The organism is Actinoplanes aureus, assembly GCF_015704865.1.
Lineage (GTDB): Bacteria > Actinomycetota > Actinomycetes > Mycobacteriales > Micromonosporaceae > Actinoplanes > Actinoplanes aureus.
This window is the reverse complement of record NZ_JADQTO010000001.1, coordinates 482,698-497,307: the sequence shown is the minus strand read 5'-3', so window position 1 is coordinate 497,307 and position 14,610 is coordinate 482,698. Positions and strand designations below refer to the sequence as shown.

Annotated in this window: 15 protein-coding genes; 11 read left to right on the top strand and 4 right to left on the bottom strand. The window is 72.1% G+C overall.

Features of this window, described 5'->3' with window-relative positions; translation table 11 throughout:
- Positions 1-48 precede the first annotated feature (48 nt).
- Positions 49-951: an NADP-dependent oxidoreductase gene (locus tag I4J89_RS02245; protein ID WP_196412081.1), complete on the bottom strand. Its 903-nt coding sequence runs from the start codon at positions 949-951 to the stop codon at positions 49-51.
- Between the two features lie 83 nt (positions 952-1,034).
- On the opposite strand from I4J89_RS02245, the gene I4J89_RS02240 reads away from it, so the two are divergent.
- The 3 genes from I4J89_RS02240 to I4J89_RS02230 all read left to right on the top strand — a co-directional run bounded on the left by I4J89_RS02240 (position 1,035) and on the right by I4J89_RS02230 (position 5,869).
- Complete coding sequence (locus I4J89_RS02240) at positions 1,035-2,060, top strand: class I SAM-dependent methyltransferase (RefSeq protein WP_196412080.1); 1,026 nt, start codon at positions 1,035-1,037, stop codon at positions 2,058-2,060.
- Between the two features lie 81 nt (positions 2,061-2,141).
- Positions 2,142-5,261, top strand: coding sequence for an AfsR/SARP family transcriptional regulator (locus I4J89_RS02235; RefSeq protein WP_196412079.1), 3,120 nt, complete (start codon positions 2,142-2,144; stop codon positions 5,259-5,261).
- Between the two features lie 35 nt (positions 5,262-5,296).
- A complete protein-coding gene (locus I4J89_RS02230) occupies positions 5,297-5,869 on the top strand; it encodes a hypothetical protein (RefSeq protein WP_196412078.1) in 573 nt (190 codons plus the stop codon).
- Between the two features lie 3 nt (positions 5,870-5,872).
- On the opposite strand, the gene I4J89_RS02225 is transcribed toward I4J89_RS02230, so the two are convergent.
- Positions 5,873-6,202, bottom strand: a complete 330-nt coding sequence (locus tag I4J89_RS02225; RefSeq protein ID WP_196412077.1) for a DUF1707 SHOCT-like domain-containing protein — start codon at positions 6,200-6,202, stop codon at positions 5,873-5,875.
- Between the two features lie 31 nt (positions 6,203-6,233).
- On the opposite strand from I4J89_RS02225, the gene I4J89_RS02220 reads away from it, so the two are divergent.
- The 4 genes from I4J89_RS02220 (at position 6,234) to I4J89_RS02205 (ending at position 9,142) form a co-directional block, all read left to right on the top strand.
- Positions 6,234-7,049, top strand: coding sequence for a hypothetical protein (locus I4J89_RS02220; RefSeq protein ID WP_309238154.1), 816 nt, complete (start codon positions 6,234-6,236; stop codon positions 7,047-7,049).
- A 39-nt stretch (positions 7,050-7,088) separates the two neighbouring features.
- Positions 7,089-7,730: a bifunctional 4-hydroxy-2-oxoglutarate aldolase/2-dehydro-3-deoxy-phosphogluconate aldolase gene (locus I4J89_RS02215; RefSeq protein WP_196412075.1), complete on the top strand. Its 642-nt coding sequence runs from the start codon at positions 7,089-7,091 to the stop codon at positions 7,728-7,730.
- Positions 7,727-8,659: a sugar kinase gene (locus I4J89_RS02210; RefSeq protein WP_196412074.1), complete on the top strand. Its 933-nt coding sequence runs from the start codon at positions 7,727-7,729 to the stop codon at positions 8,657-8,659. Before I4J89_RS02215 ends, I4J89_RS02210 begins: the two co-directional genes overlap by 4 nt.
- Positions 8,660-8,725: 66 nt before the next feature.
- Positions 8,726-9,142 carry a PRC-barrel domain-containing protein gene (locus tag I4J89_RS02205; protein ID WP_196412073.1) on the top strand — a complete coding sequence of 139 codons (417 nt, stop codon included), beginning with the start codon at positions 8,726-8,728 and terminating at the stop codon, positions 9,140-9,142.
- Between the two features lie 74 nt (positions 9,143-9,216).
- Here the strand turns inward: I4J89_RS02205 and I4J89_RS02200 are convergent, their stop codons facing one another.
- Positions 9,217-9,912 carry a TioE family transcriptional regulator gene (locus tag I4J89_RS02200; protein WP_196412072.1) on the bottom strand — a complete coding sequence of 232 codons (696 nt, stop codon included), beginning with the start codon at positions 9,910-9,912 and terminating at the stop codon, positions 9,217-9,219.
- Positions 9,913-9,995: 83 nt separating this feature from the next.
- On the opposite strand from I4J89_RS02200, the gene I4J89_RS02195 reads away from it, so the two are divergent.
- The 4 genes from I4J89_RS02195 to I4J89_RS02180 all read left to right on the top strand — a co-directional run bounded on the left by I4J89_RS02195 (position 9,996) and on the right by I4J89_RS02180 (position 13,795).
- Positions 9,996-11,570 (top strand): DUF6194 family protein, encoded by a 1,575-nt coding sequence (locus I4J89_RS02195; protein WP_196412071.1) that lies wholly within the window; start codon positions 9,996-9,998, stop codon positions 11,568-11,570.
- A gap of 68 nt (positions 11,571-11,638) precedes the next feature.
- Positions 11,639-12,223 carry a cysteine hydrolase family protein gene (locus I4J89_RS02190; protein WP_196412070.1) on the top strand — a complete coding sequence of 195 codons (585 nt, stop codon included), beginning with the start codon at positions 11,639-11,641 and terminating at the stop codon, positions 12,221-12,223.
- Positions 12,224-12,230: 7 nt separating this feature from the next.
- The gene (locus I4J89_RS02185; RefSeq protein WP_196412069.1) at positions 12,231-13,121 is read left to right on the top strand and encodes a GlxA family transcriptional regulator; all 891 of its coding nucleotides are present in this window, start codon (positions 12,231-12,233) and stop codon (positions 13,119-13,121) included.
- Entirely contained in the window at positions 13,118-13,795 is a 678-nt protein-coding gene (locus tag I4J89_RS02180) for an HAD family hydrolase (protein WP_196412068.1), read from the top strand. Before I4J89_RS02185 ends, I4J89_RS02180 begins: the two co-directional genes overlap by 4 nt.
- Here I4J89_RS02180 and I4J89_RS02175 read toward each other — a convergent pair.
- A complete protein-coding gene (locus I4J89_RS02175) occupies positions 13,786-14,574 on the bottom strand; it encodes a pectate lyase (protein ID WP_309238153.1) in 789 nt (262 codons plus the stop codon). The genes I4J89_RS02180 and I4J89_RS02175 overlap by 10 nt on opposite strands.
- Positions 14,575-14,610 lie beyond the last annotated feature (36 nt).

The window sequence follows — 14,610 nt, the reverse complement described above, 5'->3', positions numbered from 1 at the left end:
CCGGTCCCGCCGGGCACTGAGCCCGTGATCCACTCTGCAACCGGGCGCTCACCCGATGGTTACCACCACCTTGCCGCGGCCGTGGCGCGACTCGACGGTGGCATGCGCCTCGGCGATCGACTCGAAAGCGAAAGCGCGGACCGGCATCACCACCTTTCCCCGCTCGGCCAGCGCCACCACCTCGGCGAGCCGCTGCGGCGACCGGCCGGCACGCACCACCAGCGCACCCGCGTCGGCGGCCGCCTTGTCGTCCACGATGGTGCCGACCCGGTCCGGTGCGACACCCAGGGCCACCGACTGGGCGATCGCCTCGCCGCCCGCGGCGTCGAGCGCGACAGTGGGTGCCAGGCCGGTGGCGCGGACTGCGTTGATCAGCCCGTCCCCGTACGCGACCGGCACGGCACCCAGCTGCCGCAGGTAGTCGTGGTTGCCCGGACTCGCGGTGCCGATCACGGTGGCGCCGGCCAGCCGGGCCAGCTGGATCGCGATCGTCCCCACGCTGCCGGCGCCCGCGTGCACCAGCAGCACGTCACCAGCGGTGACCTTCAGCTCCAGCAAGGCGCCGCTCGCCGTCTGCGACGCGGCGACCAGGGCGGCGGCGGTCGTGAAGTCCAGGCCGGCGGGCTTGGCCACCACGTTCTCGGCAGGGACGGTCAGCAGCTCGGACGCGCCGTTGAGCATGGTGGACCCGAGCACCGGCGTGCCCACCGCGGGTCCGTCGACGCCGGGGCCCAGACGCTCGATCACGCCGGCGTACTCCTGGCCGATCTGCTGCGGGAAGGTGGCCCGCACCCACGGCATTCCGCCGGTGCGCACGGCCACGTCGAACGGCTGGACACCGGCGGCGCGTACCCGGACCAGCACCTCCCCGGGTCCGGGCTCGGGATCGGGTAGTTCGGCGAGGCGCAGGACATCGGGCGGACCGTACCGGTCGAACACGGCAGCTCTCATGACCCTGATGCTGCAAGCTGAACCTGACTTGAGGTCAAGCGTGTTGCACTCGGACTGCACGCGGACCCTCGCAACCTGAACGCATGACAGCTGAAGCTCTTGCCGAACGCCTGCTCGGCGCCCTCACCGGCGCCGTCGAACTCTGCACCGTCGAACTCGGCCGCCAGCTCGGCCTCTACGCCGCCGTCCGGGACGGCGCACGCGACCCGGCCGAGCTGGCCAAGGCCGCCGGCATCGATGAAAGGTACGCCCGGGAATGGCTGGAACAGCAGGCCGCGGCCGGGTTCCTGACCGGTTCCTTCGAACTCGCCCCTGGCGCTGAGGAAGTGCTGCTCGACGAGGGTGGGCCGGCGTACGCGGGCGCGGCCGGCGAGTTCGCCCTCGGTGTCGCGTTGCTGACCCCGCGGGTGATCGAGGCGTTCCGTACCGGTGCCGGGGTGCCCTACTCCGAGTACGGCCACGTGCGCCACGGGATCGCCGGGTTCAACCGGCCGATGTTCGACCACTCGCTCACGACCGAGTGGCTGCCCGCCGTACCCGAGATCGAGCAGCGGCTCCGTGCCACGCCGGGTGCCCGGATCCTCGACCTGGGCTGCGGGATGGGGTACTCGTCGGTGGCGCTGGCGCTCGCGTACCCGTCGGTCACCGTGCGCGGCGTCGACCTGGACGAGCACTCGGTCGCCGAGGCGCGGCGGATCGCGGCCGAGGCCGGCGTGGCCGACCGGGTCAGCTTCACCACCGGCGACGCGGCGGAGGCCGGCGGCGATTACGACCTGATCACCATCTTCGAGGCACTGCACGACATGGGCGACCCGGTCGGGGTGCTGCGCAACGCCCGGGCCCTGCTCAACCCCGGCGGCAGCGTCTTCATCGCCGACGAGCGGGTGTCCGACGAGTTCACCGCGCCGGCCGGGGAGATCGAGCGACTCCAGTACGCGTTCAGCGTCCTGCACTGCCTGCCCGCGACCCGCGCCGAGAACCCGGTCGTGGCGAACGGGACGATCCTGCGCGCGCCGACGCTGCTCGGCTGGGCTCGCGACGCCGGATACTCGCGGCCCGAGGTTCTCGACGTGCCGAACGACTTCTGGCGGTTCTACCGGCTGCGGTGAAACGGATCTCCTGAGTCGGAGATCTGTCGATACGTCGTTTGGGCTTGCGCTGCCCCTGGGGCGAGGTCATAACGTCGGGGCGTGCTGGTCCGGGTACTGGGACCCTTCGAGGTGGAGGGCGACGACGGGCCGGTCGCCCTGGCCGGCGCGTCCCAACGTGCGGTCCTGGCGCTGCTCGCCCTCCGGGCGGGCCGCCCGGTCGGGGTGTCCGAGCTGATCGACGCACTCTGGCCGGAGGATCCACCGCCGTCGGCGCGCAACAGCCTGCAATCCCATGTGGCCCGGTTGCGCGCCCGGCTCGGCGTGCCCGGATTGATCAGCCTCGAGCCCGCTGGGTACCGGTTGAATCTGTCCCGTTCCGCAGTGGACGCTCTGCACTTCGAGGACCTGGTGCGCGACCGGGCGGCCCATGCGGCCGCCCTCTGGCGGGGGCCGCCGCTGCCCGAGTTCCCGGGCGAGCCGTTCCGCAGTACGGCGGTTCGTCTGGTCACCCTGCACCGGACGGCGTTGCTGCACTTCGCCGGCACACTGCCGCCCGCCGGGGCCGCCGCTGAGTTGCACGCGGTCTTCGACGCCGACCCCTGCTGGGAGGAGGGCGCGATCGCCCTGGCCGGCGCCCTCGCCGCGGCCGGCTCCCGGGGTGACGCCCTGGAGGTGCTGCGCCGCCACGCCGACGCGGTGGTCGACCGGCTCGGCCTCGACCCCTCCGAGCAGATCCGGCAGGCACAGCTCGCTCTGCTGCGCGGCACTCCAGCTTCGGCTTCCTCGGCCGGCACCGGCTCAGCGGGCGCGGCGGTGGCCGGCCCGGGTGACCACCGGATCGGCCCGGAGCCGGCCGGGCGGCCGGGAGTGGGCTCCCAGGTCGCCGCGGGCAGCCCGGGTACTTCTTCGCAGCTCGTACCATCGCTGATTCGGCCGGAAGATGAGCCTGGCGCGGGCGTTCCGCTGCGGTTCTCGTCGTTTCTCGGCCGGGAGGGTGAGCAGCGTGCGCTGGCCACGCTGCTCGCGGAACCGGGGCTGGTGAGCGTGGTTGGGCCGGGCGGGGTGGGTAAGACCCGGCTGGTGGCCGAGACCGTGCGGGCCGTGCGGGTGGCCTGGGTGGATGCCGCCGATGTGCGGGAGTCGGATTTCCTGGCCGCGGTGGCGGTCGGCGTGGGTGCCCGGGTGGCGCCGCACGAGCTGCCGGTGGCGGCGATCGCCGCGGCCGCCGAGCGATATCCGGTCGTGGTGCTGGACAACTGTGAGCACGTGCTGAGCGCGGCGGCCGAGCTGGCGGAGGCGTTGCGGGGCGTGCGGCTCGTGGTGACCAGCCAGGAAAGTCTTCGGGTGGACGGGGAGCGGGTGCTGCGGCTCGGGCCGCTGGCGCCGGAGGCGGGGCGGCGGCTGTTCTGTGAGCGGGCCCGGGTGCCGGCCTCGCCGGTGGTCGCGGAGATCGTGGAGCGGCTCGATCTGCTGCCGCTCGCCATCGAGCTCGCCGCTACCCAGGCGGCGGCGCTCGGGGTGAGCGAGTTGCATGCCCGGCTCGACGACCGGCTGGACCTGCTGAGCCGGGGGCGGCGCGGAGGCGATCCCCGGCACCGGACGCTTCGCGCCGTGGTGGAGTGGTCGTTCGGGCTGCTGGACCCGGCGTCGGCGCAGCTGTTGCGGCGGCTGGCGGTGTTCGCCGGCGGGTTCTCGGTGGCGGCCGCGGAGCAGGTGGCGGCTGATGGGCAACTGCCGCGTGCGCGGGTGGCGGCGCTGCTGGCGGGCTTGGTGGACCGGTCGCTGGTGGCCCGGCACGGGCCGGGCCGGTTCCGGTTGCTGGAGACCGTGCGGGCCTACGCCAGCGAGCAGGCGGGCGGGGTTGATGCTTCTGGGCGCGCTGATGCTTCTGGGCGCGCTGATGCGGTGGCGCGGGCGGGCGGCGCCGGCCCGGCTGCCTTCCAACGAGCCGGGCGGGCCGATGCGGCGCGGGCGGGCGCCGAACAGGCCGGGGCCGGTTCCGGTGTTACCAAGGGCCGTGGTCGGCATGCGGCGCGCGGGACCGTCTTCGGTGGACCAGGGCTGGCGCCTGCCGGGCCGGCGGACTCGCGCGGAGGCGGGCTTGCCGACGGCCGGCATGCCAGCGTGCGGGCCGCTGAGGACCGGCAGGCCACCGAGGCACGGCATGCGGCGGCCATGGCCGCCGCCGCCGAAGAACTCGACGCGCGCATGCGCGGGCCCGAGCAGGCCGCGGCGGTACGCGAGATCGACGCCCTCCTGCCCGACCTCCGCCTGGCGTACGCGCGGGGTTCGGCGGAGATCCGGGTGCGGCTCGCCGCGGCGATGTACCGGTACGGCTACCGCTGCCAGCAGTATGAGGTGCTCGCCTGGGGCCGCGCCGCCGTCGACGGTCCGGCCCATCCGGATGCGCTCGCCGCCGCGGCCACGCACGCGTGGGGGCGCGGCGATCTGGACGAGGCGCGGAAACTCGCGGGCAGCGCCGAGCCGCCCGGTGCCCCGGCCCACGAGGTGCTCGGGGACGTCGCGCTTGTCGCCTGCGACGCCGAGGCGGCGATCGAGCACTACCGGGCCATGGACGGCGATCCGGTCGCGCGGGTTTCCGGGCTGGTCGGCGAGGCGCTGGTGCGTGCCTGGTCGGGGCAGGTGGACGAGGCGGTCGAGCTGGCCGGCGAGGCGATGGACCTGGCCGACGCCATTGGGAATCCAAGCGCCCGGGCCGAGGCTCGGTACGGGCTGGGTGAGGCGCTCGGCGACACCGACCCGCAGCGGGCGCTGGCCCTGCTCGACGAGGCGGCGGCGCTTGCCGGATCGGTCGACGACCGGCTCTTCCAGGCCGCGTCGGGGACCGCGGCGGTGGCCGTACGCAGCCGGCACGGCGATCCGGCTCCGGCATTGGCGGCCTTCCGCGAGGTTCTGCGCCTGTGGCGGCGGGCCGGCAACGACACGTTGCACGCGGCGGCCCTGCGCAATCTGGTGGTGCTGCTGGTGCGGGTCGGTGCCGACGAGACCGCGATGCTGATCGACGCGGCTCTGCCTCCGGCCCAGGTTTATCCGGCCGAGGCCGCCCGGCTGGATCGGGCTCGGGCGGCGGCCGGTGAGCGGCTCGGCGCGGAGCGGGTGGCCGTGTTGCGCCGCCGCGGCGCCCTGCTCCCGGCGGCGCAGGTGGCGGACGAGGCGGCGCTGGCCATCGATGAGGCACTCGCGCGGGGGCGTGGTTGACAGGTGCCCGGGTGCGGGCTCGATACGGTGAACGGGTGTCTCAGATCCCGTGGTGGGGACTGCCCCTCGTGGCCGTCGTGTTCGCGCTGGCCGGGGCCTTGGTGGCGTTGCTCGTCACCGCCCGTAACGACAATCTGCTGAAGCGGCAGCGCCGCACCCGGCAGTGGTACGAGGAACGCAAGACCGCCTACGTGCAGCTGCTCACCGCGTTCGAGCGGGCCACCCACCGGCTGCGCGCGGCGTACGAGGCCGGCGACAAACCGCCGAGCGCGTTGTCCTACCTCGACCAGATCGGCCCGGCCCTGATGCCGGTCCGGCTGCTCGCCTCCGGCCCGGTACGCAGTGCCGCGCTGGCCGTGCACCTCCAGTTGGAGCGGCTGCACAGCGAGATGAATCCGTCCGGGGTGGTCGGTGTCCAGCCGCAGATCCACTTCCGGGAGTTGATCGCCCAGGTTCCGCTGGTGATGCAGCAGTTCGAAGCGGCGATCCGGGAGGAGCTGGGGATCCGGGACGTACCGCCGGAGCCGGCCCGCGCGCTGAACGGGGTGGTACGTGGCCTGCTCCGCCGCCCGGTGACGATCAGCGGAACGGATCCCGAGCGCGGCTGACGCTCAGCGGGCCAGCGTCAGCACGACCGTGAAGAGGGCGAGCACGAGCGCGGCGGCGAGGAACGCCCACAGCAGGTGACGGTTGTCCTCCTCGGCGGGCGGATCAGCCGGGAGGTCCGCCGTGACGGCGGCCAGATCGCCGTGCGTTCGGCAGGCCAGCACCCGGTCGACGCGTTCGGCGTACTCGTCCAAGGTGAGTCGACCGGTGGCCGCGTGCTGTTCAAGCATTGCGACGACACGGTACCGTTCTGCGTCGGAGGCCCTGAGCGTTGGGTCAGTCACGGCGACAGGGTAGCCCTCCACCGACTTTTCCCCCACCACCTCGGGAGTCATGATGGCGAACCCCACCGGGAGCAGCCTCCTCGTGATCGAGCGGTTACTCCGCGATCGCGACGGGATCTGGCGGCAGATAATCGAAGAGCGTGACCTGAAGCAGCTGACCGTTCAGATGCTGACCAGCTCGGCACTGAGCCTCGCGCTCTACGGTGCGGTCCTCGGCGCGTCGAACGGCCCGCTCCAGGCGGTCTCGTCGTTCGTCAAGCTGCCGCTGCTGTTCCTCGCCACGCTCGCCATCTGTCTGCCGACGCTCTATCTGTTCAATCTGGTCTTCGGTGCGAAGCTGTCGGTTCTCCAGGCACTCACGCTGATCATGGTGACCATCACCGTGACCGCGGTGCTCACCCTGGCGTTCGCCCCGATCAGCCTGTTCTTCCTGATCACGGCGCAGAGCTATCCGTTCTTCAAGCTGCTCAACGTCGCGATCCTGGTGCTCACCGCGCTGGTCGGCCTGCGCTTCCTCACCGCCGGGATGACCGCACTCAACGACCACCAGCTGAAGGTCGCCTCGAGGCCGCCGGCGCTGCCCCCGGCGGTCGAGCTGCCGGCCGACAAGCCGGCCGCGGCGAAGGAGAACGGCGCCGTCCTGACCGCGCCCGCCCCGGTCAAGCGGCTCTCCGACATCGGTGGCCGCCCGGGCGAGCTGCCGCCCGGCGAGCGTCCGGCCAGCATGACGCTGCTCTACATCTGGATCCTGCTGTTCGGTTTCGTCGGCACCCAGCTCGCCTGGACGCTGCGGCCGTTCTTCGGCAGCCCGGACAAGCCGTTCCAGCTCTTCCGCAGCATCGGCGGCACGTTCTACGCCGACATCCTGCAGACCATCGGGCGCCTGATCGGCGGCTGAGGTCTTACTGCAAACGGTTGCATCCGGCAGGATCGAAGGGTGACCGATCAACGTTCGCCCCTCGATCCTGTCTCCGCCGCCATCGTCGACAGCGGCCTCGTCGCCATCCTCCGAGCACCGACCTCCGACGGCTTCGCCGCGGTGGCCGACGTCCTGGTCGCCGCCGGCATCACCGCCCTGGAGGTCACCCTGACCTCGCAGGGCGCCATCGAGGCGATCGCCGGCCTACGCCGCCAGCTGCCGGACTCCGTGGTGATCGGGGCCGGCACCATTCTGACCTCCGACGACGCCAAGGCCGCCGTCGACGCGGGCGCCGCCTTCCTGGTGTCGCCGGTCGGCGGCACCTACGGCGAGCTCGGAGTGCCGCACTACCCCGGCGCGTTCACGCCCAGCGAGGTCTACGCCGCGCACGCGGCCGGCGCGCCGCTGGTCAAGCTCTTCCCGGCCGGCGGCCTCGGCCCCGGCTACCTGAAGGACCTGGCCGGGCCGCTGCCCCAGGTGCGGATCCTGCCGACCGGTGGGATCGGCCTCGACGACATTTCGAAGTGGATCGCCGCTGGTGCGGTAGGGGTCGGCCTCGGCAGCCCGCTGATCGGCGACGCCGCCACCGGCGGCAGTCTCACCGCCCTCGCCACCCGGGCCCGGCACGCCGCGGACGCGGTCGCTTTCGCACGCTCATGAGTGGGCCAGGGATCCTCACGCTCGGCGAGGCGATGGGCATCTTCGTCGCCGACGGCATCGGCACGCTGGAGAGCGCGCGCGGATTCACGCTCGGTGTCGCCGGGGCGGAGAGCAACGTCGCGGTCGGTGTGGCGCGCCTCGGCGGCGCCGCCACCTGGCTGGGCCGGATCGGCCCGGATGCGATGGGCGCGCTCATCGCTTCCCGGTTGCGCTCCTTCGGGGTACGCACGATCGCGATCCCCGACGACGCGTTCACCGGACTGATGATCCGGTTCCAGCGGTCCGGCCAGTTCATCCACGCCGACTACCACCGCTCGGGCAGCGCCGGGTCCCGCCTCACCGTGGCCGACGTCCCGGTCGCCGAGATCGAGGCGGCCGGGATCGTGCACGTCACCGGCATCACCACCGCGCTGAGCGACACCGCCCGGGCCGCCGTCTTCCACGCGGTGGAGACGGCCCGCTCGGCCGGGGTGCCGGTCTCGGTCGACGTCAACTACCGCAGCAAGCTCTGGTCCCGGTTCGACGCCGCCCCGGTGCTGCGTGACCTGGTGAGCCGCGCCGACGTGGTCTTCGCCGGCCCGGACGAGGCGGCCATCTTCGTGGACTCCCCGGACCCGGTGGAGGGCCTGGCGAAACTCGGTCCGTCCGAGGTGGTGGTCAAGGACGGAGCACGGGGATGCGTGGCCCTGATCGACGGGGTCCGGCACGAGGTGCCCGCACTCCCGGTGACGGCGGTCGACCCGGTCGGCGCCGGTGACGCCTTCGTGGCCGGATACCTGGCCGACCGGCAGACCGGGGCCGCTGCCCTGGAACGGTTGCGGACGGCGATCGCGGCCGGCGCGTTCGCGGTGACCGTGCCCGGGGACTGCGAGGGCCTGCCCACCCGCGCGGATCTGGCGGCGCTCTCGGGGGGCGACATCAACCGTTAGTTTGGCTCCGCGGAGGGCCGGGTACGGATTGGACAACGGCAGATTCATCGATTTGAGGAGGCCGTGATGCAACCTACGCCGTTCACCCCGTGGTCCTGGCGTGACCCCTCCAGCCTGGCCGGCACCTACGACCCGGCTGCCGCGGACAGCGTCGAAGAAGGCGGGCGGACCGGCGTGGACCTGGTCGGTTACAAGGTCGAGGCGACCGATGGTCATATCGGCTCGATCGACCAGGCCAGCTACGACGTCGGTAGCGCGTTCCTGGTAGTCGACACCGGACCGTGGATCTTCGGACGGAAGGTTCTCCTGCCGGCCGGCACGGTGCAGACCGTCGACCACACGGAGCGAAAGGTCTACGTGGACCGTACGAAGGAGCAGATCAAGAGCTCTCCGGAGTACGACAAGGAGACCTTCGAGACGCCGGAGTACCGGGAGAAGGTCGGGGACTACTACACCGGTAGTTACCGCGACTACCCGCACTGATCCCCCCAGACCGCCGCCCCGCCCGTAACCCCCACGGGCGGGGCGGCGTACGTCCGCGCCATGCAGACCTCGACTCAGAAGGGGTCTCGCAGGTCGAGGTAGTCGGCGAGCCGGGCCGAGCCGGTCAGCATGGCCCGGCCGCGGGCTGTGAGCCGCTCCTGCCAGCCGGCCAGCGAACCGGCGAGGGGTTCCGGGCCGCCGGCGTCGCGTACCTGGTGTAGCACTGCGGCGATGTGGTCGAGCCGGTAGCCGCCGCGCCGCAGCAGGTGTGCGAGTTCGGCGTCGCGGACGTCGTCGGGGGAGTAGACCCGGTGGTGGAAGCGGTCCCGCCGCGGTACCAGGATCCCGGCCCGTTCCCATTTGCGCAGCGTCGCGGGGGTGACGGCGAGCCGGTGCGCGACGGCGCCGACCGGGAGCGGCCGGTCGCCGGGCTCGGACGGCGAGGCAGCGGCCAGCACGGTGGCGGCCGACGCGACGGTTGCCAGGGTCTCCCGGTCCCGCTGTAGTTGGACGTGCGCGGCATCGATCGCGGCGTAGGCGGACTCCGGGTCGTCCCGGTCCACCGCCCGCATCACGACGCCGGCCGTGCGGTACCCGTACCCCCGGACCAGCGCGAGATAGGCGCCCAGCGCGCCCACATGCAGGTCGGTGTAGACCCGGTAGCCGCTCGCGGTGCGCCGCGCGGCCGGGATCACGCCGTCCCGCTCGTAGTTGCGGATCGCCTGGACGGAGAGGCCGTGCAACCGGGCCAGATCCACCGGCCGATGCACTCCGTTTTGAGACTTCAGACGGCCCTCCCGAGGCAGAGTGCTGGCGGACTCTCAACAGCAAGTTCAACGATACGGTGAAAGTCATGGCTTTCGAATCCGAGCTTCGTTCGCTCCTCGAGTCGCGGGCGCCGCAACTGTTGGGCCTGGGCGAGCCCACGCATCTCGAGCCCGCGTTCCCGCGCCTGCGCAACGAGATCCTCCGAGTCCTCGTCGAGCACGGCTTCCGGTCGATCGTGTTGGAGTCGGACCGGATGGCCGCCTTCGCTGTGGACGACTACGTGCGCGGCCGGTCCGATTCCGTCGACCTGACGGCCGGCCTCAGCCACGGCCTCGGATACCTGTCCGGCAACCGGGAACTGGTCGGCTGGCTGCGGGCCCACAACGAGAAGGTGCCGCCGGCCGAGCAGGTCTCCTTCCACGGCTTCGACGCGCCGCTGGAGATGATGTCGGCGGCGAGCCCGGGACGGTATCTGCGGCAACTGCGCGACTATCTGGGCGTACCGGCATCGGACCTGGATCGGCTGATCGGCGACGAGGGTCGCTGGAGCGACCCGGCGGCGCAGATGGACGCGACGCGATCGATCGGCCGGTCGCCCGAGGCTGCCGCGCTGCGGGTCCGGACCGACGATCTTCTGACCCAGCTGTACGCGGACGCGCCACGCCTCATCGAGTCGACGTCGCTCCCGGCCTGGCAGCGAGCGCGGGCCGCCGGCACGGCCGCCCTCGGCCTGCTCCGCTACCACGCGGTGGCGGCCGACCCGGCGTCACCGGCCGAGCGGACGTCCCGGATGCTCGGCGTGCGGGACGCGCTGATGGCCCGGAACCTGCTCGACATCCGCGAGCTGGAGCACGACCGCGGACCGACCCTGGTCTTCGCGCACAACCGGCACCTGCAACGCCATCCGAGCCGGTGGGAACTGGCCGGGATGGACCTGGAGTGGTTCAGCGCGGGGGCGACGGTGTCGGCTCTGCTCGGCGCGGCGTACGTGTTCGTCGCCGGAAGTCTGGGAGCGAGCCCGTCGCTCGGGCTGGAGCCGCCCGCGCCGGAGACGTTCGAGGGTTCTCTCGGCGAGGGGACCGGCTGGTTTCCGCCGGGGCAGCTGCGCGGCGAGCCCCGGGTGACGGCCGAGCAGCGGTACTTCCCACTGGACACCGGGACGGTCGAGGGGTGCGAGGCCGTTCTGCACGTCGGCTCCGGCGACGATCCGGCGGCGGAGACCGCGGCGCGGATCATGGAGTTGCCCGGAGTCGCCCAGCACCGGATCGAGCCGGACTCCGGGATGCCCGAGTACGTCTGGGGCGACCGGTTCTTCTTCGCCGGAGCGGACCGGAACCGCCCGTTCGCCACGATCGTCGGGCACGACATCCCGGACTTCGACACCCGGTCCCGGCTGGACCGCCCGGGTGCGTACCGGCTCAACATCGAACTCGGGCGGTCCGAGTTCAAGGCGCTGTTCGGTTACGGTCCCGAGGAGTTCAGCGCGCACCGCGACGAGATCGACTTCACCGAGGCGGACCGGTTGATCCCGCACCCCGCGTACGCGGTGCAGGGCTGGGGAAGCGTCGTCAACCCCGGCCCGGCGACGGCCGCCGAGGTGGAGCGCCTTCTCGAGTACGCCCGCTCCCGCTCGGCCGCCCGCCTACGCCGGCAGGCGTGACCGGATCGTTCCGGGCCGGGTCGTGATGGTGCCTTATCCCGGCCCGGCCGGCGGCGTTGAATCGAAGCATGACCAACGCACTCGTCGTGATCGACGTCCAGGAATCCTTCCGCGCCCGGCCGCTCTGGGCGACCGTCAACAACCCGGACGTGGTGAAGAACGTGGGGCTGCTGGTGGAGGCCGCGCGGGCCGCCGGTGACACGGTGATCTGGGTGGTGCACTCGGAGCCCGGCACCGGGGGTGTCTTCGACCCGGAGAGCGGCTTCGTGCGCGTGGTGGACGAGCTGACGCCGGCGCCCGGTGAGCCGGTGCTGGTGAAGACCGTGCACAACGCGTTCACCACCACCGACCTGCAGCATCGGCTCACCGTCGCCGGGGTCCGGGCGGTGACCGTCTGCGGCCTGCGCACCGAGCAGTGCGTGGAGACCACCGCCCGGGTCGCGTCCGATCTGGGTTATCAGGTCACGTACGTCACCGACGCCACCGCGACCTTCCCGATCCCGCACCGGGACGCCCCGGCCGAGCAGACCGTCGAGGAGTTGCTGGCCGACTCGCGTACGCTCTCCGCCGAGGACGTGGTGGCCCGGACCGAGTACGCGCTGGCCGGCCGGTTCGCCACGATCCGTACCGTGGCGGAGCTCGTCGGGGGGTGACCGGATCGTGCGCCAGGTGGTCTTCGTGCTGACTCCGCAGGTGCACCTGCTCGACCTGGCCGGACCGGCGCAGGTGTTCTCCACCGCGCCGGACTACCGGCTCGGCTACGTGGCCGAGACGCCATCGGTGCCGACCTGGCAGGGCATCGCGGTGCAGGCCGACCTCGAGTGGCCCCGGCTGACCGCCGACGACCTCGTGCTGGTGCCGGGCTGGCGGGACGGCTACGGCTTCTTCACCGCCGAGACGCTGGACCGGATCGCCGCGCACCACGCGGCCGGTGGCACGGTGGCCAGCGTCTGCGCGGGCACCGACGCGCTGGGCCGGGCCGGCCTGCTGGACGGCCGGCGGTGCACCACCCACCACGATCTTCAGGACCGGCTGGCGCGGCGGTATCCGGCGGCCACCGTGGTCCGGGACGTGCTCTACGTCTCCGACGACCGGGTGGTCACCTCCGCGGGCATCGCCAGCGGCATCGACCTGGCGCTGCATCTGGTGGCGCTCCGGCACGGGCCGGCCGTGGCCGCCCGGGTCGCTCGCGAGATGGTGGTCTACGCCCGGCGCAACGGTGATGAGCGGCAGCACAGCGCGATGCTGCGGCATCGGGCGCATCTCAGCGACGTGGTGCACCGGGTGCAGGACCGGATCGACGCCGCCTTCGCCGAGCCGTTGCTCCTCGCCGAGCTGGCCGCCGCGGCCGGGGTGAGCGAACGGACCCTGACCCGCCTCTTCACCGTCGCGACCGGGCGGACTCCGCTGCGCTACCAGCAGCTCCTGCGGGTGGAACGGGCGGAATACCTGATCGGGCACGGTTCCACGGTGGAGGCGGCGGCCCGGGCGGTGGGCTTCGGAGACGCCCGGATGCTTCGCCGGCTGCGCGCCCGTACCGTCTCCGCATGATCTTGCGCGGGGTGCTCTTCGACCTGGACGGCACGCTCGGCGACCACGACGGCTCGGTCTCCGCGGCCCTGCGGACCTGGCTGCCGTCACTCGGGGTGGCCTACTCCCCGGAGACGCACGCGCTCTGGGACGAGATCGCCGAGCGGCATCTGGCCGCCTGGCGGCGGCGGGAGATCGACTTCCGCGAGCAGCGCCGCCGCCGGCTCCGCGATTTCCTGCCGATCGTCGGGATTTCGTACGCCGAAACCGAGCTCGATCTTGTTTTCGACGGTTTTCTACGCGCTTATCAATCGGCGTACCGGGCGTACGACGACGCTTTCGACGCGCTCGCCGCGGTGTCCGCGGCCGGACTGGCGGTCGCCGTTCTCACCAATGGCTCTTCGGAGCAGCAGCGGGCGAAACTCGCCGCAATGGGAATGGCCGGGATCGGTCTGGTCTACACACCCGAGGAGTTAGGTGTGGCCAAACCGAACCCGGCCTCTTTCCGGCAGGCCTGCGCCCGCTGGGGGATAGCACCAGGGGAAGTGCTCAGCGTCGGCGACAGGCACGAGTTCGACGTACTGGCGGCGCGGACCGCCGGGTTGCGAGCGGTGCACCTGGACCGGCAGGGGAGCGGCCCGTACGACGAACCACATCGGATCAGGTCCCTGCGGGACCTCGCCGGCTACTTGTAGGTGAGATTGGCGCTGGTGTACTTGCAGTAGGTGCCGTCCGCCCCGCTGCCGGTCTTCGTCGGCTCCGCGCCGGTCTTGTTGCCGGTGAACCGGTCGCAGATCGAGATCTTCTTCTTGCTGTCGCCGACGATGGTGATGCCGGAGAGGGTGGCGGTGTCGCCGTAGTTGGTGTTGATCCCGACCAGGCTCTTGCCCGGTGCGGTGACGGTCACGTTCTTCACCACGACCGCGCGCTTGTACTGCGTCTTGCAGTTGCCGCAGGACCGGTACAGCTTGCCGAAGTCACTGACCTGGAAACCGCTGATCGTCACGGTGCCGCCGCCGTTGTGCTGGAACACCTTGTCGTCGGCCGACTTGGCGCCGCCGCCGGTCACCGCGTACCTGGCGCTGGAGCCGCCCTTGAAGGTGGCCGCGTCCTCGCCGACGTTCTCCCACCACACGTTGGAGATCGTGCAGCTGCCGAGGCAGTGGACACCGTCGGCGGCCGGAGAGCCGATGATCACGTTCTTCAGGGTGGCGCCGTCGGCCAGCACGAAGAGCGGGTCCTGGCCCTCGTCCTGCGACTCGCTGCCCAGCGCGCCGCTGCCCTGATACCGCTTCAGGCCGCCGTCCAGGGTGCCGGACACCGGCTTGCTGGCGGTGAGTTTCACCGTGCCGGTGGCCGACGGGAAGGACGCCGCCGAGGCGCCCTGGGTGTGGACCACCGCGCCGATTCCGAGGCCGAGTGCGGCGATCGCGACCACACCGGCTTGCCACCGCTTGCGAATATTCTTGAACACCGGCCGATTTTGAGCCGCGGGAATGGCCGGTGTCAA

Excerpts from the sequence above, each read along its gene's own strand:
- I4J89_RS02225 (WP_196412077.1), bottom strand. The coding sequence starts at position 6,202 with ATGACTCCCGAGGTGGTGGGGGAAAAGTCGGTGGAGGGCTACCCTGTC.
- I4J89_RS02195 (WP_196412071.1), top strand. The coding sequence starts at position 9,996 with ATGGCTTTCGAATCCGAGCTTCGTTCGCTCCTCGAGTCGCGGGCGCCG.
- I4J89_RS02245 (WP_196412081.1), bottom strand. The coding sequence starts at position 951 with ATGAGAGCTGCCGTGTTCGACCGGTACGGTCCGCCCGATGTCCTGCGC.
- I4J89_RS02190 (WP_196412070.1), top strand. The coding sequence starts at position 11,639 with ATGACCAACGCACTCGTCGTGATCGACGTCCAGGAATCCTTCCGCGCC.
- I4J89_RS02180 (WP_196412068.1), top strand. The coding sequence starts at position 13,118 with ATGATCTTGCGCGGGGTGCTCTTCGACCTGGACGGCACGCTCGGCGAC.
- I4J89_RS02205 (WP_196412073.1), top strand. The coding sequence starts at position 8,726 with ATGCAACCTACGCCGTTCACCCCGTGGTCCTGGCGTGACCCCTCCAGC.
- I4J89_RS02240 (WP_196412080.1), top strand. The coding sequence starts at position 1,035 with ATGACAGCTGAAGCTCTTGCCGAACGCCTGCTCGGCGCCCTCACCGGC.
- I4J89_RS02210 (WP_196412074.1), top strand. The coding sequence starts at position 7,727 with ATGAGTGGGCCAGGGATCCTCACGCTCGGCGAGGCGATGGGCATCTTC.